The 24,251-nt window shown below is 68.4% G+C and carries 14 protein-coding genes and 5 pseudogenes; 5 read left to right on the top strand and 14 right to left on the bottom strand.

Annotation, left to right across the window (positions count from 1 at the left end; all coding sequences use genetic code 11):
- Positions 1–157: 157 nt before the first annotated feature.
- Positions 158–313, top strand: coding sequence for a hypothetical protein (locus tag ACHMW8_RS02745; RefSeq protein ID WP_395444676.1), 156 nt, complete (start codon positions 158–160; stop codon positions 311–313).
- Here the strand turns inward: ACHMW8_RS02745 and ACHMW8_RS02740 are convergent.
- Positions 294–1,956: pseudogene (locus tag ACHMW8_RS02740) on the bottom strand (carboxylesterase/lipase family protein). The gene ACHMW8_RS02745 and the pseudogene ACHMW8_RS02740 sit on opposite strands and share 20 nt — an antisense overlap.
- Positions 1,957–2,076: 120 nt before the next feature.
- Between ACHMW8_RS02740 and ACHMW8_RS02735 the strand changes: the two are divergent.
- Positions 2,077–3,495: a S41 family peptidase gene (locus ACHMW8_RS02735; RefSeq protein WP_395444675.1), complete on the top strand. Its 1,419-nt coding sequence runs from the start codon at positions 2,077–2,079 to the stop codon at positions 3,493–3,495.
- Here ACHMW8_RS02735 and ACHMW8_RS02730 read toward each other — a convergent pair.
- The 5 genes and pseudogenes from ACHMW8_RS02730 to putA form a co-directional block, all read right to left on the bottom strand.
- Positions 3,496–4,813, bottom strand: a pseudogene (locus ACHMW8_RS02730) (mannanase); the annotation flags it as partial.
- A complete protein-coding gene (locus tag ACHMW8_RS02725; protein ID WP_395444674.1) occupies positions 4,810–6,174 on the bottom strand; it encodes an alpha/beta hydrolase family protein in 1,365 nt (454 codons plus the stop codon). The pseudogene ACHMW8_RS02730 and the gene ACHMW8_RS02725, both read right to left, overlap by 4 nt.
- Positions 6,175–6,266: 92 nt before the next feature.
- A complete protein-coding gene (locus ACHMW8_RS02720) occupies positions 6,267–6,548 on the bottom strand; it encodes a type II toxin-antitoxin system RelE/ParE family toxin (RefSeq protein WP_395444673.1) in 282 nt (93 codons plus the stop codon).
- Positions 6,545–6,808 (bottom strand): antitoxin, encoded by a 264-nt coding sequence (locus ACHMW8_RS02715; RefSeq protein ID WP_395444672.1) that lies wholly within the window; start codon positions 6,806–6,808, stop codon positions 6,545–6,547. Before ACHMW8_RS02715 ends, ACHMW8_RS02720 begins: the two co-directional genes overlap by 4 nt.
- Before the next feature lie 38 nt (positions 6,809–6,846).
- Positions 6,847–9,936 carry a bifunctional proline dehydrogenase/L-glutamate gamma-semialdehyde dehydrogenase PutA gene (putA, locus tag ACHMW8_RS02710; RefSeq protein ID WP_395445877.1) on the bottom strand — a complete coding sequence of 1,030 codons (3,090 nt, stop codon included), beginning with the start codon at positions 9,934–9,936 and terminating at the stop codon, positions 6,847–6,849.
- A gap of 433 nt (positions 9,937–10,369) precedes the next feature.
- Between putA and ACHMW8_RS02705 the strand changes: the two genes are divergently transcribed.
- Positions 10,370–10,837, top strand: a complete 468-nt coding sequence (locus ACHMW8_RS02705; protein ID WP_125155492.1) for an Lrp/AsnC ligand binding domain-containing protein — start codon at positions 10,370–10,372, stop codon at positions 10,835–10,837.
- Positions 10,838–11,229: 392 nt separating this feature from the next.
- On the opposite strand, the pseudogene ACHMW8_RS02700 reads toward ACHMW8_RS02705, so the two are convergent.
- The 3 genes and pseudogenes from ACHMW8_RS02700 to ACHMW8_RS02690 all read right to left on the bottom strand — a co-directional run bounded on the left by ACHMW8_RS02700 (position 11,230) and on the right by ACHMW8_RS02690 (position 16,989).
- Positions 11,230–12,634, bottom strand: a pseudogene (locus tag ACHMW8_RS02700) (efflux transporter outer membrane subunit).
- Positions 12,635–12,636: 2 nt separating this feature from the next.
- Positions 12,637–15,804 (bottom strand): efflux RND transporter permease subunit, encoded by a 3,168-nt coding sequence (locus ACHMW8_RS02695; protein WP_125155494.1) that lies wholly within the window; start codon positions 15,802–15,804, stop codon positions 12,637–12,639.
- Between the two features lie 12 nt (positions 15,805–15,816).
- The gene (locus ACHMW8_RS02690) at positions 15,817–16,989 is read right to left on the bottom strand and encodes an efflux RND transporter periplasmic adaptor subunit (RefSeq protein WP_125155495.1); all 1,173 of its coding nucleotides are present in this window, start codon (positions 16,987–16,989) and stop codon (positions 15,817–15,819) included.
- 201 nt (positions 16,990–17,190) lie between these two features.
- Between ACHMW8_RS02690 and ACHMW8_RS02685 the strand changes: the two genes are divergently transcribed.
- Together ACHMW8_RS02685 and ACHMW8_RS02680 are read left to right on the top strand one after the other, a co-directional pair.
- Positions 17,191–17,787: a TetR/AcrR family transcriptional regulator gene (locus tag ACHMW8_RS02685; protein ID WP_125155496.1), complete on the top strand. Its 597-nt coding sequence runs from the start codon at positions 17,191–17,193 to the stop codon at positions 17,785–17,787.
- A gap of 132 nt (positions 17,788–17,919) precedes the next feature.
- Positions 17,920–19,617 carry a hypothetical protein gene (locus tag ACHMW8_RS02680; RefSeq protein ID WP_395444671.1) on the top strand — a complete coding sequence of 566 codons (1,698 nt, stop codon included), beginning with the start codon at positions 17,920–17,922 and terminating at the stop codon, positions 19,615–19,617.
- Between the two features lie 19 nt (positions 19,618–19,636).
- Here ACHMW8_RS02680 and ACHMW8_RS02675 read toward each other — a convergent pair whose 3' ends face one another.
- From ACHMW8_RS02675 to ACHMW8_RS02655, 5 genes and pseudogenes are all read right to left on the bottom strand, one after another.
- A complete protein-coding gene (locus ACHMW8_RS02675; RefSeq protein ID WP_395445876.1) occupies positions 19,637–20,152 on the bottom strand; it encodes a hypothetical protein in 516 nt (171 codons plus the stop codon).
- A 168-nt stretch (positions 20,153–20,320) separates the two neighbouring features.
- A pseudogene (locus ACHMW8_RS02670) lies at positions 20,321–21,261 on the bottom strand (family 43 glycosylhydrolase); the annotation flags it as partial.
- 178 nt (positions 21,262–21,439) lie between these two features.
- Positions 21,440–22,877: pseudogene (locus ACHMW8_RS02665) on the bottom strand (sugar porter family MFS transporter).
- Between the two features lie 122 nt (positions 22,878–22,999).
- Positions 23,000–23,461 carry a hypothetical protein gene (locus tag ACHMW8_RS02660; protein WP_395445875.1) on the bottom strand — a complete coding sequence of 154 codons (462 nt, stop codon included), beginning with the start codon at positions 23,459–23,461 and terminating at the stop codon, positions 23,000–23,002.
- 273 nt (positions 23,462–23,734) lie between these two features.
- Positions 23,735–23,953 carry a hypothetical protein gene (locus ACHMW8_RS02655; protein WP_395444670.1) on the bottom strand — a complete coding sequence of 73 codons (219 nt, stop codon included), beginning with the start codon at positions 23,951–23,953 and terminating at the stop codon, positions 23,735–23,737.
- Positions 23,954–24,251 lie beyond the last annotated feature (298 nt).

The following is a 24,251-nucleotide window of genomic DNA, read 5'->3' as shown; positions in this document are numbered from 1 at the left end:
CGCTACGATCTTGTCATCCCGGCTCTCCGCTTCGCGGCGATCGGGATGACAAGCCATGGACAAGCGGAAGCTACAGCACGAAAGCCTGGTTACCCGCGTTTTAACCAGCAACCCCTTGTTCCGCCGAGCGATTTGATCCCGCGAAGGAGCTCGCCCGGTGCAGTACGAAGAGCGTCAAGCGTGGATCGCCCTCTGGACGGCCGTCTTCGGCGAGCCGCCGCCCGTGGAGCCTGATCGGGAGCCGACATCCCGGATCCTGGTCCAGCACCTGCCGCCGACGCTTCCCTACGAGATCAAGTCCCGAACTGGGTGAACGGCACGCGGTTGAAGAACGCGCGCTCGGCCCCGCGCGGATCGTCCTCCAGCCGCGAGGTGGTGTCGAACACCATCGTCTGGCGGCGGGGCAGGGTGTAGGGCTCCCACCTCGGCAGAGCGCCGCCGTTCGGGTCGCCCGTGCTGGCGAAGCGCACGAAGGCGTCGCTCATCGTGTTCGACATGGCGACCGAGTCCGGCCCCGTCCCGACGATCGAGCCCTTGGCGTCCAGCGTGCCGAACACCAGGCCGATGTCGATGGTGTGCGGCGCGCCGAAGATCCCGCCGTCCCTCGGCGACTTCCAGTTGACCTGGTAGGCGAAGGCGGGCGCGCCGGCCTTGGCGCGTTCCTCGTCCTGGATGATCGCGGCCTTCCACGAGCGGCCGGCCGTCGAGGCGGCGAAATAGACGTCCGACGGCGAATAGGTCGGATAGGTCTTGCGGTAGAAGGCCACCACCGTCTCGGGATCGATGTCGATCCGCGCGTTGAACTGGCCCGGCAGGCGGGCGATCACCTCGTCCCAGGTCTTGGGGAAGGCCCCGGCGTCCCAGCCGATGAAGCCCTTGGTCTCGTCGTGGGTGTTGCCGCACATCATCGGTACGCCAAGGCCCACCGGCGAGGCGTCGGGGAAGAACGGATGGCGGTCCAGCGTCCGCTCGTCCAGCACCGGACCCATATAGACCCCCGCCCGAGCCGGCGATCGGATCGACGGCCCGCAGGCCCTCGACCATCTTGTCGGCCGGCAGGGCGCGCAAGGACGCCAGGTCCTGGGCGCCGACCTTTTCCATGAACGCCTTGGCGCGCTTGGTCGCATTGAACGGGCCGCCGGCGGTGACCTGCTGGCCGCTCATGGTGGCGGCGCGATGGAACAGGCCCTTGGCGTTGGGCTGGGCCAGCAGGGTGGCGATCTTGGCCCCGCCGCCGGACTGGCCGAACAGCATCACCCGGCCGGGATCCCCGCCGAACGCGGCGATATTGTCGCGCACCCATCGCAGGGCCAGCACGAGATCCAGCTGACCGGCATTGCCGCTGTCGGCCACCGATGGGTCGTTGAACAGACGGGCGAGATAGAGATAGCCAAAGGCGTTCAGGCGGTGGTTGATCGTCACCACCACGACGTCGCCCCGCCTCGCCAGCTTCGTCCCGACGTACCAGGGATGGCTGCCCGACCCGGTGTTGTAGGCCCCGCCGTGGATGTAGACCATCACAGGCCGCTTGCCGCCATCCGCGAGGCCGGCCTTGCCGGCCTTGGCCGGGGTCCAGACGTTGAGAAACAGGCAATCCTCGGATTGGACCTCTTCCTCGCCCTTGCCCTGCGGACAGGACGCGCCATAGGTCAGGGCGTCCTTCACCTCCGTCCAGGGCTCGGGCTTGATCGGCGGCGTGAAGCGCCGCGCGCCGCCGGTGTCCTGGCCGTAGCGCAGGCCCTTGAAGACGCTGACCCCGTCCTCGACATAGCCGCGCACCTTGCCGGCGGTGGTGGCCACGACGGGAGAGCGCTTCTCGGCCGCATAGCCGGCGCGGGGCAGGGCGGCATAGGCGGCCAGGGCGGCGGCCCCGGTGATCAGGGTGCGGCGGGTCTGAGTGGCTTCCACGGCGGTTCCTCCGGCGCGTTCTGAGGCGCTTTGCGGTAGCGGTAGCATGAATGACACCGGTGACAATCCACTTTCGTCCACTCGAATCCCGCACCTTTCGTCGTTTTAACGTGGCGTAGCGGCGTTCGGCGACTAGGAGGCTTGGCAGAGCTTTCCGGGGAGCCCTTCATGATTTCGCGCCTCAGCGCCGCCGTCGCCGCCGTCGCCCTGATGGGCCTCGCCGCGCCCGCCCTGGCCTACGATCCCGCGCCGTGGATCGAGGACGCCCGTCAGATCCGCGCGGCGCTGAGCGGCCGCTACGCCAATCTCGACTGGTTGACGATCGACCGGGGCCTGAACCTCGACACCAGCTTCAAGGCCGTCGAGGCGGGGCTGGCCAAGACCTCGTCCGACGCCGAGGCGCGCGCCCTGCTGGATCGCGCCCTGGCGTCCCTGGCCGACGGCCACGTGCAGGTCGACTGGAGCCCGGTCGCCCCGGCGCCCAAGGTCTCCGGGCCGCCCGCTCCGCCCTGCGCCGACCAGCGCCCCTTCCGGCCGCGCCCGCCGGTCGCCTCGGGCCTGCCGGGCTGGACGCCGCTGGACACGGGCGAGGGCGCGCGCGAGTTCCCCGGCGGTCTGGTCACCGTCGACGACCGCAAGATCGGCGTCGTGCAGATCTCCATCTTCATGGCCGACCCCGCCGTCTGCGAGGCCGCGGCCGCCAAGTTGAAGCTGCCACTGGACAAGCCTTGCGACGGCGACTGCTCGAACAAGCTGGACACCGCCGTCTACCAGGAACTGACCGATCGTTTCGCCGCGCGTCTGGCGACCGTGAAGGCCGCGGGCGCGCAGGTGCTGATGATCGATCTCGCCGGCAATGGCGGCGGCCGAGAATGGGCCGAAATCGCCGCCCGCATGGTCACGTCCATACGCCTGAAGAGCGCGCCGGTGCGCCTGGTGCGCTCGCCCCAGGCCGCCGACCAGCTAGACGCCCGGGCCCTGGATATCGAGAACAATGTCGGCGGTGAGCGGGGGGCCGCCAAGGCCGCCCTGCTGGCCGAGGCCAAGGAACTGCGCCGCCGCGCCGCCGAGGCTCGCGCGCCCTGCGTCGAGGGCCAGGCCTGCCCGTTGCTGATCGACGCCGGCTACAGCAGTGGCCCGCGCGCTTCCGCCGATCCGCTGGCCCTGGCCGACAAGCCGTGGGGCCAGTCGGTGTTCGAGCCGGTGAAATGGTCGTGGCGCGAAGGGGTCTGGTCCGGCCCGCTGATCGTGCTGGTCGACGGCAAGTCGGCCAGCGCCTCCGAGGAATTCGCCGCGATGATCCAGGACAACAGGGCCGGGATCATCCTGGGCTCGCCGACCCTGGGCGCCGGCTGCGGCCACGCCACCGAGGCCGGGCCCGTGGTGCTGAAGAACAGCGGCGGCCGCCTGTCGCTGCCGGACTGCCTGCGCCTGCGGGCCGATGGCTCCAACGAGATCGGCGGGGTGGAACCCGACGTCTTGGTCGGCTTCCGCAACACCGACGGACCCGCCCTGAAGGTCCGCCGCCTGGCCCCCCGCCTGCCGGAGGCGGTGCGGCAGGCCGTCGCGCTGGCGGCCGCTCGCTGAGAGTCCCCGCACCGCCGCCGCATGCTCGGCGATCACCGCCAGGGTCGCGGCGTCTGTGTCGAAGACGCCGTAGAGGCCCTGTTCCTCCTGGGGCGGATCGCCGACGAAGCTCCTGTCGCCCTGGGCGAACCAGGCGTCGGAATGCTGGGCGCGGCCTTCGCCGTTCCAGGCCCAGAAGTTGGTCCCGGCCGTCGGGCCGCCGGCCTTCATGTCGTCGAGAGCCAAGCCGTAGATTGTCCGGTAGAAGCGGTCCCTGTCGGCGGTCGCCGAGCCGGGAGTGAAGGCGCGGGCGTCGCGGATCAGGCCGAATTCCTCGAACGACCAGCGGCTTGTTCAGCGATTTGGCCAGGGCGATGTGACGAGTCACGTACTCGCGGCAGCGGGCCTCGCCGTCCGCATAGGTCGCCGGCTGGTTCTTGGGGTCGATCCAGCTCCAGTTGTTAGGCCAGACGTGCAGGGTCACGTAGTCGATCGTCGCCGGCCGGTGGGCCTCCAGCGCGCAGGCCTCGCTGCGCAGGCATCCCATGGCGCCCTCGCTGCCGGTGCAAACCAGATGCCGGGTATCCAGCGATTTGATCAGGCCTGAAGTCTCGCGGATCCAGGCGTAATAGGGCGGCAACAGCGTATCGGCCTTGGCTTCCGTCCCGCCCGGACGCGGCTCGTTGGCCAGTTGCCAGGCCATGATCGTCGGGTCGTCGCGATAGGGTTTGCCGGTGACGCTGTTGGTGCGCTGGACTAGGCTGGTCAGGTAGCGGCGTAACAGGGCGTTGGCCTTGGCGTCGGCATAGAAGCGGGCCGCATAGTCGGGATATTCTGGCCACGGATGTTTCGGGTCGCCGGCCTCGAACCACGGTCCGTTGCCCACCCAGTTGAGATAGGCCGGCATGCCGCCCGACCAGTCCCAGAAGTTGTTGACGTAGATCACCGCCTTCATGCCGCGGTGAGCCATTTCGGCCAGCAGGAAATCCAGGCCGCTCAGCAGGTCGGCGCTGTAGACGCCGGGTTCCTCCTGCATCGTCGGCGACACCGCGGCCTTGGCCGGCGAGCGTTCGCCCGCGCCCAGGACTCGCAGGTTGGTGACCCCCAGGGCCTTCAGCCGGTCCAACTCGCGTCCCAGCCGCGCGCGGTCGCCGGTGGGGCCGGGCGAGCCCAGCCACGCTCCGTACCAGAGGTTCGCGCCGACGAAGCGGTAGGGCTTGCCGTCCAGCGCGAGGCGGCCGTCCTTGACGGACACGAAACCCTTGGCCGGCGCGGCGGCCGCGCCCAGCGCCGGCAGGGCGGCGAGGCCGGCCAGCAACTGGCGGCGCGAGGCGGTCATTTCTTCGCCGCGTGGGCGACGGTCCAGTCGACGATCGTCGCCAGGGCGACCGGGGCGATGGTCTCCTCGATCTGACCGTACTCGACGACGAGGCCGGTATCGGCGGTCTGGAACAGGTGGTTCAGCCCCGGCAGTTCCTTGACCGTGACGTCGGCGTCGCCAGCCAGCGCCGCGCGGATCGCGGCCAGGTTCGTCTTGGCGTCGACCTGAAGGTCCTTCGAGCCGCCGATGGCCAGGACGGGGACCTTGATCTTCGCCAGGGCGTCGGCGGGGCGGGCGTTCAGCATATAGTGTCCCGCCGCGCTGGAGAGGGCCAGCACCTGGGCGCGCTGGGGCGACGTCGCGGGAAGGCCTTGACGATCCAGGACGGCGTTCAGTCGCGCCCGGCCGTCATCGACGTCCTGGGCGTCGCGGGCGGCCTGGAACCATTCGGCCCGGTTCTTCATCATGATCTCGACCTGATCGGCAGGCAGGCCATTGGCTATGAAAAGCGCCCGGTTCTGCGCCAGCAGCAGCGCGGTTCCGTCGACGCCCGGCGCGGCCATCAGCACCAGGAAGGCGATACGGGGATCCTCCGCGGCGACCAGCGGCGCGATCTGGCCGCCCTCGCTGTGGCCGATCAGGCCGATGCGGGCCGGGTCGATGTCCCCGCGCGCCCGCAGGAAGGCGACGCCCGCGGCCACGTCGGTGGCGAAGGCGGGGATGCCGGCCGTTGCAGGATCGCCCTTGTCCGAACCGCCCGCCCCGCGATCGTCGACCCGCAGCACCGCGACGCCCTTGCGCGTCAGGGCGTCGGCGATGACCAGGAAGGGCTTATGGTCGAAGATCGTCTCGTCGCGGTCCTGTGTGCCCGAGCCACTGATCAGCACCACGGCCGGGAACGGTCCCGGTCCCTCGGGCAGGGTCAGGGTTGCGGCCAGTTTCAGGCCCGAGGCCGGATTGCGGTACGAGACCTCTTCCGCCCGATAAGGGAAGGGCGGCTTGGGCGTTTGCGGACGCTTCACGACCGGCGCGGCGCGGCTGATGGTCAGGGGCAGGACCGCCCCGCCCTGGGACCATTCGCCCTGAACGGCCTGGCCGTCGGCCGAGACCGTTCCCTCGAAACCCACCGGCGCGGCGCTCAGGGTGAGGGTCATCTTGCCATCGGCCAGGGTCGCGCTGGCCGCCATGCCCTTGACCATCTGCCGGGGGCTGTCCAGCGTGGCCGAGCCGTCCGGCTTGATGTGGAACACCACCGGCAGCTTGCCGCGCGGGGTGTCCAGCGTCCCGTACCAGTCACCGACGATCGGCCCGACCTGGGCCGAGGCGATCGCGGGCGCGAACAGGGCGGCGGCGACGACCGCGCGAGGCAGGAAACGCATGTGATCCGAAACTCCCCTAACTCTTGTCGGGAAGCTTAGGCGCTACGCGTGACGGTTGTGAAGATGGGCCGCCGCAGATTCAGCGGTGGCGTCTACCGACGCTGCAGGCTGTGCAAGATACGGATGACGTTCACTTGCGAGCCATCGACGCGATAGCGGACGATGTAGGCATGCTGGCCAAAGGGAATGTTGATCTCGCGGACAGTCGGACCGGCTAGGCGGCCTCTCAAGGGCGCTTCCGCCAGGCTGTTCACGGCCTCTTCGACAAGCGGGCCAAGCCTGGCGGCAGCACGTGCGTCGCGGACTAAGAGCCAGACGACAAGACGGTTGAAGTCTCGTTTGGCGCGGACCGAGACCGAAACCGTGAAGGTCAATCTAGGGCTGCGCTCACGCGGCGCAGATGAGCGCTGAATTCGTCGAGGGTTATGGTCGGCTCTTCGCCGCGCTCGATGGCGTCGGCGATAGCCTCGTCGATGGCGGGATCTGGATCGATACTCTTCGGAAGCGCGCCCGTTAAGCCAGCATCTATGAGGGCCAACGCATACTCGGACGCAGACATGCCGACGCTGTCCGCCGCGACCTTCAGTTGGGCGGCCTGTTCTCGATCGATATGGATGTCGAAGCCATCGGCCATGGGCGCAGAGTCTCGCCGGCGGCCGATGGCGTCAAGTCCTACAGATTCAGCAGCGCCGGGTCGCCGCCCTGGGCGGTGATGTTGACGCTGACCGCGCGCTCGACCGCGAAGCGCAGTAGGGCGTGGGGGCCGCCCGCCTTGGGGCCGGTGCCGGACAGGCCCTCGCCGCCGAACGGCTGGACGCCAACGACGGCGCCGGTCATCGAGCGGTTGACATAGGCGTTGCCGGCCGGGACCAGGCGCTGGACGTCGGCCGCGAAGCTCTCGATCCGCGAGTGGACGCCCAGGGTCAGGCCGTAGCGACGGGCCGCCAGGGCGCCGGCGACCTGCTCGAGGTCTTCCGGCTTGTAGCGGACCACGTGCAGGACGGGGCCGAACACCTCGCGTTCCAGGAAATCGGCGGCCGGGATCTCGGCCAGCACCGGGGCGAAGAAGGTCCCGCCGTCCGGGGCGGTCAGAGCGTGCAGCACCTTGGCTTCGTTGGTCAGGCGGACTTGGTGCCTGTCCAGAGCGTCCTTGGCCTCGGCGTCGATCACGGGGCCGACGTCGGTGACGGCCAGGGCCGGGTCGCCGATGACCAGGGCGTCCATCGCGCCCTTCAGGCCGTCGATGATGTGCTCGGCGGTGTCTTCCGGCAGGAACAGCAGGCGCAGGGCCGAGCAGCGCTGGCCGGCCGAGCCGAACGCCGAGACGATCACGTCGTCGATCACCTGCTCGCGCTGGGCCGTCGTGTCGACGAACATGCCGTTGAGGCCGCCGGTCTCGGCGATGAACGGGACGATCGGTCCCTGGCGCTGGGCGAGGGTCTGGTTGATCCGCCAGGCGGTGTCGGTGCCGCCCGTGAAGGCGACGCCGTCCAGACCCTCGTGGGCGGTCAGGGCCGCGCCGACGGTCTCGCCGCGACCCGGCAGCAGGGCCAATAGGCGGCTGTCCAGGCCGGCGGCGTGATAGAGCTTCACGGCCTCGAAGGCGATCAGCGGCGTCTGCTCGGCGGGCTTGGCCAGCACGGCGTTGCCGGCGGCCAGGGCCGCAGCGATCTGGCCGGTGAAGATGGCCAGCGGGAAGTTCCACGGGCTGATGCAGACGAAGACGCCGCGACCGGCCAGGCGCAGGGTGTTGGTCTCGCCAACCGGGCCCTTCAGCACCTCGCCGTCGCCGAACTGATCCTCGGCCAGCACCGCGTAGTAGCGGCAGAAGTCGACGGCCTCGCGGACCTCTGCGACGCCGTCGCTCAGGGTCTTGCCGGCTTCGCGGGCCAGGATGGCGATCAGGCGGTCGATGTCGGCTTCCAGCGCGTCGGCCATGGCGCGCAGCACCTTGGCGCGGGCGGGGCCGCCGGCGCGGTCCCAGGCCGGTTGCGCGGCGCGGGCCAGGCGGAAGGCCTCGTCGATCTGAGAGGCCTGGGCCTCGGAGACCGCGCCGACCACCTTGTGGTCGTCGGCCGGGGCGACCACCGGTAGGGGCGGAGTCCCGGCGCTGACCTTGCCGTCGATCAGCGGGCCGGCCGACAGGGTCACGCCGTCCAGGGCGGCGACGGCCGCTTGCAGGCGTTCGCGGTCGGCTTTCACCGACAGATCGAGGCCGGCGCTGTTCTGGCGGCGCGGGCCATAAACCTCGATCGGGGTCGGTATCTTGGCGTGGCGATCGGGATGGGCCTCGACCGTATCGATCGGGTCGGTGACGACCCTCTCGACCGGCACGCGCTCGTCCAGCAGGGCGTGGACGAAGCTGGTGTTGGCGCCGTTTTCCAGCAGGCGGCGGACCAGATAGGGCAGCAGGTCCTCGTGACCGCCCACGGGCGCGTAGGCCCGCAGGGTGATCCCGTCATAGAGATCGTCGGCGGCCTTGTAGAGCGCCTCGCCCATGCCATGAAGGCGCTGGTGTTCGATCTTGACGCCGGCGTTCTTGGCCATGCGGACCACGGCCGCCAGGGTGTGGGCGTTGTGGGTGGCGAACTGCGCGTAGAGGTGCGGCGCGGCGGCGATCAGGGCCTTGGCGTTGACCAGGTACGACAGGTCCGTGGCGGGCTTGGTCGTGTAGACGGGATAGTCCGGACGGCCGGCGACCTGGGCGCGCTTGATCTCGCTGTCCCAATAGGCGCCCTTGACCAAACGGACCATCAGGCGGCGGCCGGTCTCCTTCGACAGGGCCTCGAGACGCGCGATCACCTCGCCGCAGCGTTTCTGGTAGGCCTGGACGGCCAGGCCCAGGCCCTGCCAGTCGCCGAGTTCGGGCTCGCGGCACAGCCTGTCCAGCAGCTTCAGCGACAGGGCCAGGCGATCGGCTTCCTCGGCGTCGATGGTGAAGTTGAGGTTATGACTCGCGGCGATCTTGGCCAGGCGCAGGGTGCGGGGATAGAGCTCTTCCCACACGCGATCCTCATGGGTGGCCTCGTAGCGCGGGCACAGGGCCGAGAGCTTGACCGAGACGCCGTGGCCCTTCTCCGGACCGGCGCCGTTCGACAGCTTGCCGACCGTCTGGATCGCGTCGGCGTAGGACTTCTCGTAGCGTTCGGCGTCGGCGGCGGTGCGGGCGCCTTCGCCCAGCATGTCGAACGAGCACATGGTGTTCTCGCCGGCCGCGCGCTTGATGGCGGCTTCGATCGTTCGCCCAAGGACGAACTGCTCGCCCATGATGCGGATGGCCTGGCCGACGGCGGCGCGGATGACGGGCTCGCCCAGGCGACCGGCCATCTTCTTGATGAAGCCGGGCAGGTCCTTCTTGGCGTCGTCGTCGGGCTCGACGATCTTGCCGGTCAGCATCAGGCCCCAGGTCGAGGCGTTGACGAACAGGCTGTCGCTGCCGCCCAGATGGCTGGCCCAGTCGGCCGAGCCGATCTTCTCGGCGATCAGCTTGTCACGGGTGTCGTCGTCGGGGGTGCGCAGCAGGGCCTCGGCCAGGCACATCAGGGCCAGGCCCTCGCGGGTGCCCAGGCTGAACTCCTGCAGGAAGCTTTCGACCACGCCTTGCTTGCGGACGCTGCGGCGGGCGCCGCGGACCAGGGCCTCGGCCTCGGCGCGGACGGCGGCGCGGTCCTCGCTGGAGAGAGGCTTGGCGGCCAGCAGGTCGGCGATCACCGCGGCCTCGTCGCGATACTTGCCGTCGTCGAGGCTGTCCCAGTGGGCCAAGTCGGTCATGGTCGTTCCCGTGTTTTAGGATATCGTCGGTTTAACTCGACTTCGGCCAAAGGTGCTTCGTTTGTCTCGTTGAGGCTCCGTATCTTCTTCGGTCGGCAAAGCGGAAATGATCATCCGCTCCAGCGGCGCCGAAGGCGCGCGAAGACGCCGGCTGTTAAGGCGAGGGTGAAGAAATGGGGAGGGAGGAAGGGGCGCGTGCTGGGGGAGTATCGCGCCCCTTCCTCTCTTGCGCGACGCCCGGTTAGGGGGAGAGGGGCGAGCGTCGCGTGTGTTCCGCCCTTACGGACTGACCGTTTTCGCCGGGCGCCTTTTAGGGGGAGAGCGCGGGGCGGGGCTGGAACGATCGGAGGTGTAACGTTAAGCTTCGCGAATGTGCTACGTTTGTATGTCATAATTTTCGAAGCTTCTTCGGTGAAAGTTCAATATGGCCATTTCCGCTCTGGATGACACCGATCGCCGCCTGTTGAGGGTTTTGCAGGTCGACGGCCGCATCACCAACGCCGAGCTCGCCAAGCGTTGCAACCTGTCGCCGGCGGCCACGTTCGACCGCGTCCGCCGCCTGCGCGAGCGCGGCTACATCACCGGCTACGCGGCGCTGCTGGACCCGGCCAAGGTCGACCGGGCGCTGCTGATCTTCGTCGAGGTGGTGCTGGAGCGTACGACGGGCGAGGTGTTCGAGGACTTCGCCGCGGCGGTGCGCCGCGCGCCGGAGATCCTGGAGTGCCACATGGTGGCCGGCGGCTTCGACTACCTGATCAAGGCCCGGGTCCGCGACATGGAGGCGTATCGGGGTTTCCTCGGCGACATCCTGGTCAAGATGCCCGGCGTGCGCGAGACGCGGACCTATGCGGTTCTGGAAGAGGTCAAGAGCACGGTGCAGCTGCCGCTCTAGGGTCTGTCCGCTTCGGATTGAGGGGGCGAGAGACCGCGCCAACCTGTGGGGCAGTGGCGCGGTCCTGCCGAGACGACGGTTGGAGCGTCGGTCCTGACGTTCGTCACAACGGTGGACCTTGGGAGAGCCGCCTTCGTGTCGATGGCGCGACTCTAACGCCACCGTTTTCAGGGTCACACAACCTCTGGCTTGCAGCGCCCATTCCGGGTTGGCCCGCCCGTTCGCGTACGCGTTGAACGGCGGCGGAACACGCAAGTCCCACCGCAAGGGTGGAAGGGCGCCTCCAGGGATGGGGGGAGGAGAACGCCCTTCCGTTCGTGACCATCGGGGTGGGGGATGATGGCCAGCGAACCACCCCGGCTCTCGCCGGGGAGCTCTTGTTCGTTTCAGCCTCAGGCCGCGGGCGCGCCGCCGCCGAGGGTCTTGTAGAGGGTGACGAGGTTGGTCGCTCGCGCCAGGCGCGCCGTGATCAGGCCTTGCTGGGCCGAATACAGGGTGCGCTGGGAATCGAGCAAAGTCAGGGCGCTGTCGAGGCCGGCGTCGCGACGCTGTTGCGACAGGCGCTGGCTATCGGTCGCGGCCACGACCAGGCGTTCCTGGGCGGCGAGACGGTCGGCGACCGTGGCCCGCACCGACAGGGCGTCGGAGACCTCGCGGAACGCCGTCTGCACCGTCTTCTCGTAGGTCGCCACGGCGATGTCGCGGTTGGCCTTGGAGACGTTCAGGTTGGCGACATTGGCCCCGCCCGCGAAGATCGGCAGGCTGATCTGGGGCGTGAAGCTCCAGGTCTTGGTCCCGCTCTTGAATAGGCCGTCCAGCTCGCCGCTGCTGGAGCCCAGCGAGCCGGTGAGGCTGATGCGCGGGAAGAAGGCCGCGCGCGCCGCGCCGATATTGGCGTTGGCGCCCCGCAACTGGTGCTCGGCGGCCAGCACGTCGGGACGACGGGCCAGGACGTCCGAGGGCACGCCCGCGGGCAGGTCGGCCAGGATCTGGGCCGAGGCCAGGTCCCGCGACGGCAGCAGGTTGGCCGGCACGTCGGCCCCGGCCAGCAGGGTCAGGGCGTTGAGGTCCTGGGCGACCTGAGCGGTGTAGACCGCCACGTCGCTGCGGGCCGTCTCGGCCTGGACCTGGGCGTTGCGCAAGGTGGCCAGCGAGCCGACGCCGCCGTCGACCTGCTGCTGGGTCAGGCGCAGCGTGTCCTCGCGGGTCGTCAGGGTGTCCCTGGCGAGCGCCAGGCGCTCCTGGTCGGCGGCCAGGGTCAGCCAGGCGTTGGCGGTCTCGGCGATCAGGCTGATGCGGACCGAGCGGCTGGTTTCCTGCGTGGCGAAGAAGCTCTGCAGGGCCTGGGCGTTCAGGCTGCGGACGCGGCCGAACAGGTCCAGCTCATAGGCCGTGAAGCCGATCGTGGCGCTGTAGGCCTCGATCTCCAGCGCCTGGCCGGTCTGCGAGGTCGCCGCCGGGGTGTGGCTGCGCTGCTCGCTGATCGTCCCATTGACGCCCGGGAACAGGGCCGAACGCTGGACGCCGTACTGGGCGCGGGCCTTCTCGATGTTCAGAACCGCCACGCGCAGGTCGCGGTTCTGCTTGAGGGCCAGGTCGACCACGCCTTGCAGGCGCGGATCGACCAGCACCTGGCGCCAGTCGAGGTCGGCGGCCGTGACGGAGGCCGCCGGCTCCGGCGTCGGCGTGGACCAGGTCTGGGGCGACCGGCAGGACCGGGCGCTCGTACTTCGGCGCCAGGGTGCAGGCGCTGACCGCCGTGGAGGCCAGCAGGATCAGGGTGAGACTACGGAACATGATCAGTGGGCCTCCGTCGACGAGATCTCGCCGCCGTGCTCGGCGACGGCCTCGTCATGGCCTTTGTGCTTGGGTTTGAAGACCTTCTCGACGACCACGAAGAACAGCGGGACGAAGAAGATCGCCAGGAGAGTGGCCGAGATCATGCCGCCGATCACGCCGGTGCCGATGGCGTGCTGGGCCCCGGAGCCGGCCCCGTTGGAGATCGCCAGCGGCAGGACGCCGAAGACGAAGGCCAGCGAGGTCATGATGATCGGGCGCAGACGGATGCGGACCGCCTCCAGCGTCGCCTCGACCAGGCCCATGCCCTTCTCGTAGAGGTCCTTGGCGAACTCGACGATCAGGATGGCGTTCTTGGACGCCAGACCCATGGTCGTCAGCAGGCCGACCTGGAAGTAGATGTCGTTGCTGAGACCGCGGGCGAAGGTCGCCAGCAGGGCGCCGACGATGCCGAGCGGCACCACCATGATGACGGCCAGCGGGATCGACCAGCTCTCATAAAGGGCGGCCAGCAGCAGGAACACCACCAGGATCGAGATGCCGTAGAGGGCCGGAGCCTGGTTGCCGGACTCGCGTTCCTGAGCCGACAGCCCGGTCCATTCGAAGCCGATGCCCTGGGGCAGCTGGCTGGCCAGCTTCTCCATGGCGGCCATGGCCTGGCCCGAGCTCTTGCCGGGGGCCGGAGCGCCCTGGATGTTCATCGACGAGAGGCCATTATAGCGTTCCAGGCGCGGCGAACCGTAGGTCCAGCTGGCCGTGGCGAAGGCTGGGAACGGCACCATCTGGCCCTGGTCGTTGCGGACGTACCAGCGGTTCAGGTCCTCCGGCGTCATGCGGTAGGGGGCGTCGGCCTGGATATAGACCTTCTTCACGCGGCCGCGGTCCATGAAGTCGTTCACGTAGCTCCCGCCCCAGGCCGCGCTGAGCGCGCTGTTGATGTCGGCGGTGGTCAGGCCCATGGCCCCGGCCTTGGCCTGGTCCACGGTGATCTTGAGCTGCGGGGTGTCGTCCTGACCGTTCGGGCGCACGCCCGCCAGGTTCGGATCCTGCGCCGCCATGCCCAGCATCTGGTTGCGGGCGTTCATCAGCGTCTCGTGACCGACGCCGCCGATGTCCTGCAGCTGGAAGTCGAAGCCCGACGAGGTGCCGAGTTCCGGCACGGCCGGCGGGATCACCGCGAACACCATGGCGTCGCGGATCTGGCTGAAGGCGCCCATGGCGCGGCCGGCGACGGCCTGGGCCTTGAGCTTGGCGGCCTTGCGGTGCTCGAAGTCCTTCAGGCGGACGAAGGCGAGGCCGGCGTTCTGGCCCGCGCCGCTGAAGCTGAAGCCCGAGACGGTGAACACCGACTGCACGGCGTCCTTTTCGTCCTGCAGGAAGTGGTTACGCACCGTGTCCAGCACCGCCAGGGTCTTCTGCTCGGGCGCGCCGGCCGGGAGCTGGACGAGGGTGATCATGATCCCCTGGTCCTCTTCCGGCAGGAAGGCGCTGGGCAGGCGGATGAACAGCAGACCCATGGCGATGATGATGGCGGCGTAGACCGCCATCCAGCGGCCGCTCTTGCCCAGGATGCCCCGGACCGAGCCCTGGTAGCGACCGGACAGGTCGTTGAAGCTGCGATTGAACCAGCCGAAGAAGCCGGTCTTTTCGTCGTGGTGGCCGGCCTTGACCGGCTTCAGCAGGGTGGCGCAGAGCGCCGGCGTCAGGATCAGGGCCACGATCACCGACAGGCCCATCGCGCTGACGATGGTGATGGAGAACTGACGGTAGATCACGCCCTGCGAGCCGCCGAAGAAGGCCATGGGCACGAACACCGCGGCCAGCACCAGGGCGATGCCGATCAGGGCGCCGGTGATCTCCTGCATCGATTTGCGGGTGGCCTCGACGGGGCTGAGGCCCTCCTCGGACATCACGCGCTCGACATTCTCGACCACGACGATGGCGTCGTCGACCAGCAGGCCGATGGCCAGCACCAGGCCGAACATGGTCAGGGTGTTGATCGAATAGCCGAAGGCCGCCAGCACGCCGAAGGTGCCGAGCAGGACGACGGGCACGGCGATCGTCGGGATCAGGGTGGCGCGCCAGTTCTGCAGGAACAGGAACATGACGATGAACACCAGCACGATGGCTTCGATCAGCGTCTTGACCACTTCCTCGATCGACAGCTTCACGAACGGCGTCGAGTCATAGGGGACGACGTACTTGTAGCCGGCCGGGAAGTTCTTCTCGAGCTGGGCCATCCGAGCCTTCACGGCCGCGGCGGTGTCCAGAGCGTTGGCGCCGGGGGCCAATTTGATGGCCAGGCCGGCGGCCGGGTGGCCGTTGAACTTGGCGACCGAGGTGTAGTTCTCGGCGCCCAGCTCGACGCGGGCCACGTCGGACAGGCGAACGGTGGCGCCGCCGGTGGTGTTCTTGACGATGATCTGGCGGAACTCTTCCGGCGTCTGCAGGCGCGACTGGGCGGTGATGGTGGCGTTCAGGCCCGTGCCCGGCAGGTTCGGCGCGCCGCCCAGCTGGCCGGCCGAGACCTGGGCGTTCTGGGCGCGGATCGCGGCGGCCACGTCGGCGGGGGTCAGGCTGAAGCTGGCCAGCTTTTGCGGATCCAGCCAGATTCGCATGGCGTACTGGGCGCCGAACAGCTGCAGGTCGCCGACGCCGTCGACGCGGCTCAGCGGATCCTGGATGTTGGAGGCCAGATAGTCGGCCAGGTCGGTGTTGGTGGTCTTCGGATTCTCGGAATAGAGGCCGACGACCATCATGAAGTTACGGGCCGACTTGGCGACCGTCAGGCCCTGCTGCTGCACTTCCTGCGGCAGCAGCGCGGTGGCGGTCTGCAGCTTGTTCTGGACCTGCACCTGGGCGATGTCGATGTCGGTGCCGGCCTTGAAGGTCAGGGTGACCGTGGCCGCGCCGGAGCTGTCGCTGGTCGAGGACATGTAGTCCAGGCCATCGAGGCCCTTCATCTTCTGTTCGATGACCTGGGTGACGCTGTCTTCCACCGTCTTGGCGGAGGCGCCCGGATAGATGGCCGAGACCGCGACCTGGGGCAGGGCGATTTCGGGATATTGCGCGATCGGCAGGGTCCGGATGGCGAGCGCCCCGGCCAGCATGATCACGATGGCGATGACCCACGCGAAGATGGGTCTGTCGATGAAGAAACGCGAAAGCATCTGGGGCCCGCCTTAGTGTTGGGCTTGCTGCGGGGCGGCGGGCTTGCTGCCGGCCGGAACGGGCTTGATCGGCGCGCCGGGGCGCAGCTTCTGCAGGCCCTCGGTGATCACCTTGTCGCCCGGGTTCAGGCCGCTGGTGACCAGCCACTTGTCGCCGACCGTCTGGCCCAGGGTGACCGGGCGCGGCTCGGCGCCCTTGGCGCCGACCAGGCTGACCATGGCGGCGCCCTTCGGATCGCGCTGGACGGCCGCCTGCGGGATCAGGATGCCCGTCGGGGCCACGCCCTGGCTCAGGGCCGCGCGGACGTACATGCCGGGCAGCAGCTGGCCGTTCGGGTTCGGGAAGATGGCGCGCAGGGTGACCGAACCGGTGCCGGGGTCGACCGTGATGTCCGAGAACTCCAGGCGGCCCGGGATCGGATAGGTCGAGCCGTCTTCCAGCGTCAGGGTGACCTGGGCGGAATTGGTGCGGCCGACCTTGCCGCTGGCGAACTGCTGCTGGAGCTTGAGCAGCTCGGCCGAGGTCTGGGTCAGGTCGACATAGATCTTCGACAGGTCCTGGACCGTGGCCAGCGGGGTGGCCTGGCTGGCGGTGACCAGCGCGCCCGGCGTCACCGAGCTCTTGCCGATCCGGCCCGAGATCGGGGCCACGACGCGGGTGTAGTTCAGGTTGATGCGGGCGTTGTCCAGCGCGGCCTTCTGCACGGCGACGGCGGCGGCCGTCTGCAGGGCGGCGGCCTGGGCGTCGTCATTGTCCTGCTTGGACACCGCGCCGGTCTCGACCAGGCCCTTGTAGCGGTCGGCCTTCAGCCTGGCGGCCGTGGCGGTCGCCTGGGCCTGGGCCAGGGCGGCGGCGGCGCTGTTGACGCTGGCCTGATAGGTCGCCGGGTCGATCTGGTAGAGCGACTGGCCGGCGCGGACGGTCGAGCCCTCGGTGAACAGACGCGCCTTGATGACGCCGCCCACCTGCGGGCGCACTTCCGAGACCAGGAAGGCCGAGGTGCGGCCCGACAGTTCGGTGGTCAGGCCGACCGGCTGGGTCTGGGCGACGACGTAGCCGACCTCGGTCGGACCGCCCATGCCCATGCCGCCAGCGCCTCCCTTGCCCTGACCGCAGGCGGCGAGGGTGAGAGCGACGGCGGAGAGCCCCGCGGCCGTGATCACGGCCGAGCGTTGGAATTGCATATTTGACCCCGGATGCGGTGGCTTCGCGGGCTATTGCCCTTGACGAAACCGGCATGATGAACAATTTGAGAATGAACGTTCATTCTCAAGTGGGCTGGACATAGGTGCGGTAGTGTCGCAAGTCAACCTTCGCACCCAATGCCGTCGCCTGACCTAGCGGAAATGTAATGCCAAGCGGGAATTTCCCAAGTGAAACCTTCGATGTCTGACGAGACGCATCCGAGCCGACCGTCGCCGGAATCGCGTCGCCAGCAGATTCTGGACGCGGCGTGCGAGCGCGTGAGGCAGTCGGGCTTCCACGGCGCCAGCATGGCGGACATCGCCAAGGCGGCCGGGCTGAGCGTCGGGCAGATCTACCGCTATTTCGAGAACAAGGAGGCGATCATCGCCGCCATCGTCGCCCAGGACCTGGCCGAGATGCGCGACAAGTTCGCCGAGATTGAGAGTCGGCCGGGCGCCCTGCTGGACGCCATCGAGGCGCACCTGCCCGAGGGCATCGACAAGTGCTTCGATCCGCGCCGCGCGACGCTGGCCCTGGAAGTGGTGGCCGAGGCCGCCCGCAATCCCAAGGTCGCCGCCATCGTCCGCGCCGCCGACGATCAGGAGCGGGCCCTGGCCCAGACCATGATGGGGCGCGATCGCAAGCCAGAGTGGAGCGAGGCCGAGTTCCAGGCCCGCTGCGAGGTGGTCGGCATGATCTTCGACGGCCTGCTGATGCGCGGCGTCAACCACCCGGATCTCGACCGCGAGGCCCTGGCCGACGTCCTGCGCTCGACCGTGCGCCACCTGCTGGGGTAAGCCGAAACCCTCAGCGCCGTGTCCCGGGCCCGACGGTCATCCTCGCACCGATGATGGTGGTCGTGGCCGACACGCGGTGTCGGGCGACTAGCTGAACCTTCGGTCGTTCGCTAGGCTAAGCGCGATCTGAGGTTGTCGGAGTCGGGGCGTGAGGCGTTTGTCCGTCGGGGTGCTGGTTGCGCTCCTGCTCGGGCCGCGGCGAAGGCCGAGCCCATCCGCTACGCCCTGTCGCCGGTCGTCGAGAACGGCGCGCTGACGGCCCTGGCGGTCGATATCGACTTCAGGGGCGACAAGGACGGACTGACGGTCCTGAAGTTCATCGACAGCTTCCAGGGCGACACCCGGCCTGGCCGCTTCGCCGAAGGCCTGGAGATCACCGGCGCCAGGTCTGTCACGCCCAGGCCCGAGGGCGGGGCCGCGATCCGCGCGACGCCCGGCGCCGCGCTGCACGCCCGCTACCAGATCCGTTCGGGCTACGACAAGGCGCCGACCACTCAGGACGAGACCCAGACCAAGCCGATCATCCTGCCCGACTGGTTCTACACGGTCGGAGAGTTGGTCTTCGCCTATCCCGAGGGGCGCTACGACACGCCGGCGACCTTCGTCTGGAACGACAAGGCGTCGGGCCTCCGTTTTGCTTCGGACCTCCAGCAGTTGGCCGCCCGCCATGGCGCGGTCGGCGACATGCTGGACAGCATCATGATCGGTTCGCCGCGGCTGCGGATCACCGAGGGAACGGGTGCTGACGCCGGCCTGCGGTTCGCAGCGCTGGGAACGTTCGAGGACTATGACGATAAGGCGTTCTCCGCGATGGCCTTCAGGGTGATCCAGGTCGAGCGCGCGTTCTGGGCCGACGGGTCTACGCCGTTCCTTGTCACGCTGGCGCCGCTGGAGATGCGGTTCATCGCCAGCTACAGCGGTACGGGACGTGGCGACGCGTTCGCCTTGTGGGTCGGGACCGACCTGCCGCTGGCGGACCTGCGCCGGCTGCTCGCCCACGAATATTTCCACACCTGGAACGCGGACCAACTAGGCCTGCAAAGCCGGCAGCGGCGCAGCGCTTGGCTCTCGGAAGGTTTCACCGACTTCTACGCGCGCCGCCTGCTGCTGCGCGCCGGGGTCTACAGCCTGGCCGACTACGCGCAGGCGTGGAACGAGGATCTGCTGGGCTATGGCGTCTCGCCGTCGCGCAACGCCGACATTCAGGCCGTGGCCAAAGACTATTGGCGGGATCGCGGTCTTGAGGAGATCGCCTACAAGCGTGGCGCGCTGAGCGCGGCGCTGTTCGACGCCGAGCTGCGCGAAGACGGCAAGAGCCTCGACGACGTGATGCGCGCGATGCGGCGGCTCCATCGCAGGAACTCCAAGACCCTGCTACGGACCAATTTCGAGACCGCATTCATGGAGGTTTCGGGCCATTCGCCCCTGGCGGAGATCGATCGCTACCATACGCACGGCGGGACCCTGACCTTGCCGGCCAACGCCTTCGCCTGCCTGACGATCCGAACAGTGACGCAGCCCGTCTGGAACCTGGGCTTCGATCCTGAGGCCACGTCCAATGCGGGCGTCTTCACGGGCGTTGATCCGGCCGGCCCGGCCTACGCGGCCGGTCTGCGCGACGGCATGAAGAAGCTGAAGCGCGAGGGCGGAGCCCAGGATGACTCGAGCGTCGAGATCGCCTATCGCGTCCGCGACGCTGCGGGGCGAGAGCAGGTCGTGCGCTACAAGCCCGAGGGCAAGACGATGGTCAGCTTTCAGCGCCTGTCGATTCCCGAGGAGGTGACGCCAGATCAGGAGAAGGCGTGCGTGAAGACTCTGAGCGGCCTCTAGGGCCGAGCGGGGCGGCGCGTCAGTCCAGCGCCTGGTACCGGAAGTTCCGGAACCGCGCCGAGCCCTTGCCGGCCGCGTAGAGGCCCGGCTTCAGCATCAGGAACCCGCCGCGGACATTGTGGTGGTAGCCGCTGACCTCCATGCCCCGGTCGAACCGTTTCCAGGTCTTCCCACCGTCGCCACTGGTGTGAAAGCTGACGATGTGGCGGGTGTTGATCACCTTCATCAGCATCCGCGATCCATGCGGATTGGCGGGTCGTCCGCGCTCGATGCCATACTGGTGGGTGACGAAGGTCTTCTCGTCGAAGCCCAGGCCACAATAGAGCTGGCGGTCGTAGAACAGGATCAGGCCGGCGCGCGTCTCGGGATCGACTTCGATGTCGCAGGTGAATTCATAGGCCTGGTCGCCGTTGACGAAGATCAGCGGCGCGCCGCTGGACGGGGCCTCGCCGGCGCCCTTCAGGGTCATGACGCCATGGGCGCGACTGATGCGGCTCTGCTCGCCGGGCTTGGGATCGAAGAACGCCCACTGCACGCCGTATTTGTCGGCGGTGAAGTCGTCCGACAGCGCCTTGCCGTGCGGGCCGGGCTTGCCGCCTTTCGGCTTCTTGATGGGCTTCGACAGATCGCCGCCGCCGACCTCGAACCAGCCGTCGGCGGTCCAGGTCACGGGGGCCAGCAGGGTCTGACGGCCCAGGGTGTAATAGCCGTTCTCGTAGCCGTGATAGACGGTCCACCAGTCGCCGGGCGTCGGCCCCTCGACCAGGGTGGCGTGGCCGCGCGACCACCATTTCTCGCTGTTGTCGACGGTGCGGACGACCGGGTTGCGCGGATGGTCCTCCACGGGCCGGCCAGCGACTTCGAGCGCGCGACGATGACCATGTGGCCGGTCGGCGGGCCGGCCGTGCCGCCCACGGCGGTGACCAGGTAGAAGTAGTCGCCGCGCTTCATGACCTTGGGGCCTTCGGGCGAGAAGCCCTCCACGTCCCAGTCATCCGGATAGCGCCAGGGATTGTAGACGTGCTCGGGCTCGCCGACGGTGGACAGGCCGTCCGGCGCCAGCCTGATGCGGTCGCCGCCGGACAGGAACAGCCAGCGCTCGCCGTGCTCGTCGACGATGTGGCCGGGATCGATATAGCGCGGCAGTTTCAGGTCGACCGGCTCGGACCATGGGCCCTCGATCCGATCGGCCCAGATCACGTAGCTGGTGTTGTTGTTCGGCTGCTTGGCCGGCAGGTAGATGTAGTAGCGGCCCTTGTGCTTGCAGATCTCGGGCGCCCAGATCGAGCCGACATTGGTCTTCAGCGTGGTGACGACCGGCGTCCAGTTCACCAGGTCCCTGGAATGCCAGATCAGCAGACCCGGATAGGCGTCGAACGAGCTGTGGGTCATGTAGTAGTCGTCGCCGTCCTTCAGGATCGACGGGTCCGGGTGGTCGCCGGCGAGGATGGGGTTGAGGAACGCGCCGTCGCCCAGGTCGGCCTTGCGCTGGCCTTCGACGCCCCTGGCCCAGGTCGGGCCGGCCGCGCTCTTCGACGGCAAGAGGCCCAACTGGCCGGCGGCTTCGCTGGTCGCCGGAAGGGCGGCGAGGCCGGCGCCGGTCAGCAGCGAGCCCAGCGCGCCGCGGCGGTTGATGTCGACCATGTTCGTTCCTCCCGGAGCGGCGCTTCCATTGTCTCGAGGGCGCTCGTCGCCGTTACCCTAGCGGCCTGGGAAAGACACTGTCCACCGGTGTCATTTCTGTTCTCGCAGGGGGAGACGACAAGAAAAAGCCCCGGAGGCGATCCTCCGGGGCTTCGGTATCTTCAGGTGATGGCGGGGCTTAGCCCTGCATCGCCTCCAGCTCCTTGCCGCGCGTTTCGTCGATCAGCTTCTGGACCAGGAAGAACGAGACCACGGCGCAGACGGCATAGAAGCCGTAGGTCATGGGCAGGCTCGCCTTCTTCATGATCGGGAAGCTGAACGAGATGGCGAAGTTGGCGATCCACTGGGCGAAGCCGCAGACGGCCAGGGCCGAGCCGCGCATCTGGTTGGGGAACATTTCGCCCAGCATCACCCACATGACCGGACCCCAGGAGAGGTTGAAGAAGATCACATAGAGGTTGGCGGCGACCAGGGCGATCGGGCCGACGCTGGCGTCCAGGTGCAGGGCGCCGTTGATCATGGTGGCGGTCGAGAAGCACCAAGTCATCACGCCCAGGGTCACGGCCATGCCGGCCGAACCGATCAGCAGCAGCGGCTTGCGGCCGATCTTGTCGATGACAGCGATGGCGGCCAGGCAGGCCAGGATCGACAGCGCGCCCGACAGGATGTTGATCTTCAGGCTGTCGTCCTCGGTGAAGCCCACCGACTGCCACAACACCGAGCCGTAGTAGAAGACGATGTTGATGCCCACGAGCTGCTGGAACACGGCCAGCACCAGGCCGGCCCACAGGATCGCGCGCAGCTTCCGGGTCTTGGGGTCCAGCAGGTCCGAGAACTTCGGCTGGTGATCGGCGGCCAGCGAGGCGCGGATCTCGGCGACCTTGGCCGCGCCCTGACCCGGGCCGAACAGGCGCGAGAGGATGGCTTCGGCCTGGGCGTCCTTGCCCTTGGCGACCAGGAAGCGCGGGCTTTCCGGAATCACCAGCAGGGCGAAGAAGAAGATGCCGGCCGGGATGACCTGCATCCAGAACATCCAGCGCCAGGCCGGCAGGCCCAGCCAGAACTCGGCGGTCGAGCTGCCGGCGGTGTGGGCCAGGGCGTAGTTGGCCAGGAAGGCGCCGGTCAGGCCGGTGATGATCATGATCTGCTGCACGGACGACAGGCGGCCGCGGATATTGGCCGGCGTGACTTCCGAGATGTAGACCGGGCACAGCACCGAGGCTGCGCCGACACCCGAGACCGCCGATCAGGCGGAAGATCACGAAGACCAGCGAGGTGTGGGCGCCGCCGGTGCCCAGGGCGCTGACCACGAACAGCAGGGCCGAGATGATCATCACCGTGCGACGGCCCCACACGTCGGCCAGGCGGCCGGCGGCGAAGGCGCCGAAGGCGCAGCCGAGCAGGATGGCGGCCACGTTGAGGCCCTCGCCGGCCTCGGTCAGGTTGAAGGCGGCCTTCAGGCCGGTCTGCGTGCCGTTGATGACGCCGCTGTCATAGCCGAACATGAAGCCGCCAATGGTGGCGACGGCGACGATCGCGGCGATGAAGGCCATGTTGACCTTCAGCCCGTCGGCGCTCATGCCGGCGCTCGGACCGGCGTTGGATACTGAAGCCACAGGTTTCCTCCCCGTTGGGCCCACCGGCCCCGTTTGATGCCCTCGCGGTCCTTGTCAGACCTTTGGTTGCCGGCGACCTTAGTGTTACCGGTATCAGCGCGCAAGCGGTGGTTCTGACGACCTCATGCTCGTGCGCGGGACTCACCCCTGCGCCTCTTCGATAGCAGAGGCGCAGGGGTTTCCGCGACGTCCGTTTCGTGGGACGCGCGAGGGCGGACAAGGCGGAATGGAAATCTGGCGTCCGGCGACAGGCTGGACGGCGGCGCTACATGATCGTCCGCGGCGCGCGGAAAAGATGCGCCCTGCGGTCCTCCGCCTGGCCGCCGGGCTCGGCGGGGAGAGAGGCGCGGCCCGAGTTGTTCGATCTCAAGCCAGGTCCAGGGCCGGGCGCTCAGCCGCTTCTCGTAGCGCCAGATTTTCAGAGGGTACCAGCCGCCCGGAATCTCGGTCGGAACGGTCTGGGTTCCGGTCAGGACCCAGCCGGCCTTTTGGTAGAAGCGCGCGGCGCGGGTGTTGCCGATGGCGCAGGCCAGCCACGGCGTCTTGACCCCGGCCTCCAGCAGGCGGTCCTCGGCGTCGGCCATCAGCAAGGCGGCGATGCCGGCGCCGCGAGACTCTTCCTCGAACATAGAGCTGGTTCAGCTCGTTGTCCTTGATCAGATGGAAGCCTAGCGGCGCGCCAACCGGCCCGACAGCGCGGACGTGGGGCAGGGCCAAGGCCATCCGGACGATGAAGCTGTCCAGCGTGCGTCGGGTCGCCAAAGCCTTGGGAACCAGCGGCAGATGGGCGTCCCGCCAGCCCTGCCACCACAAACGGGCCAGGGGGCCGAGGTCCGGAGTCTGGGCGGCGCGAATGCTCATGACTTGTCCTCCTCGATTGGCGGCGAGGACTCGGCGGGCCGGCGAAGGGCGGCGCGCACGGTTTTGACCGTCAGGACAGTTAAGGCCGCGATGGCGGCGGGGATGAGAAACAGCAGCCAGACCAGCACCACCAGGGCGAGCTGGAACGCACTCGTCACGACCACCAGGGTCGGCGATTCCTTGCGTTCATCCAGGGCTCGGCTCAACGATAACATGCTGTCCGCACTTGAAAATTATGCCCCCGGTAACGCGACCATAACCTCGTTTTGAGTTTCAACCTAGAAGAGAATTTTACAATTGACTGCAGATTTTTTAGGACTTTCTTAATCTCCATTTGGATGGTCAAGCAGGTTTACTTGGCTGCGAGTGCGTCGCGGTCGCTCGCCAAAAGGGCGCTATTGCGCCTCGGCCCGCCGTGGCGCTGGCCTGAAGCCCCCCTTCGCGGCGAGGCGGGCGGCGGTCGTCCGCGGGCGGCGAGGACAAGAAAAAAGCCCCGGATCGCTCCGGGGCTTC

Origin of the sequence: Caulobacter sp. UC70_42, from assembly GCF_044056025.1 — a bacterium.
In the GTDB taxonomy this organism is placed as follows: domain Bacteria; phylum Pseudomonadota; class Alphaproteobacteria; order Caulobacterales; family Caulobacteraceae; genus Caulobacter.
The sequence above is the reverse complement of the archived record's forward strand: the minus strand, read 5'-3'. Positions and strand labels throughout refer to the sequence as shown.

Bases quoted from the DNA above. Each gene is read 5' to 3' on its own strand.
- ACHMW8_RS02735 (WP_395444675.1), top strand. From the start codon at position 2,077: ATGATTTCGCGCCTCAGCGCCGCCGTCGCCGCCGTCGCCCTGATGGGC.
- ACHMW8_RS02725 (WP_395444674.1), bottom strand. From the start codon at position 6,174: ATGCGTTTCCTGCCTCGCGCGGTCGTCGCCGCCGCCCTGTTCGCGCCC.
- ACHMW8_RS02715 (WP_395444672.1), bottom strand. From the start codon at position 6,808: ATGGCCGATGGCTTCGACATCCATATCGATCGAGAACAGGCCGCCCAA.
- ACHMW8_RS02705 (WP_125155492.1), top strand. From the start codon at position 10,370: ATGGCCATTTCCGCTCTGGATGACACCGATCGCCGCCTGTTGAGGGTT.
- ACHMW8_RS02695 (WP_125155494.1), bottom strand. From the start codon at position 15,804: ATGCTTTCGCGTTTCTTCATCGACAGACCCATCTTCGCGTGGGTCATC.
- ACHMW8_RS02690 (WP_125155495.1), bottom strand. From the start codon at position 16,989: ATGCAATTCCAACGCTCGGCCGTGATCACGGCCGCGGGGCTCTCCGCC.
- ACHMW8_RS02685 (WP_125155496.1), top strand. From the start codon at position 17,191: ATGTCTGACGAGACGCATCCGAGCCGACCGTCGCCGGAATCGCGTCGC.
- ACHMW8_RS02660 (WP_395445875.1), bottom strand. From the start codon at position 23,461: ATGGCCGACGCCGAGGACCGCCTGCTGGAGGCCGGGGTCAAGACGCCG.
- ACHMW8_RS02655 (WP_395444670.1), bottom strand. From the start codon at position 23,953: ATGTTATCGTTGAGCCGAGCCCTGGATGAACGCAAGGAATCGCCGACC.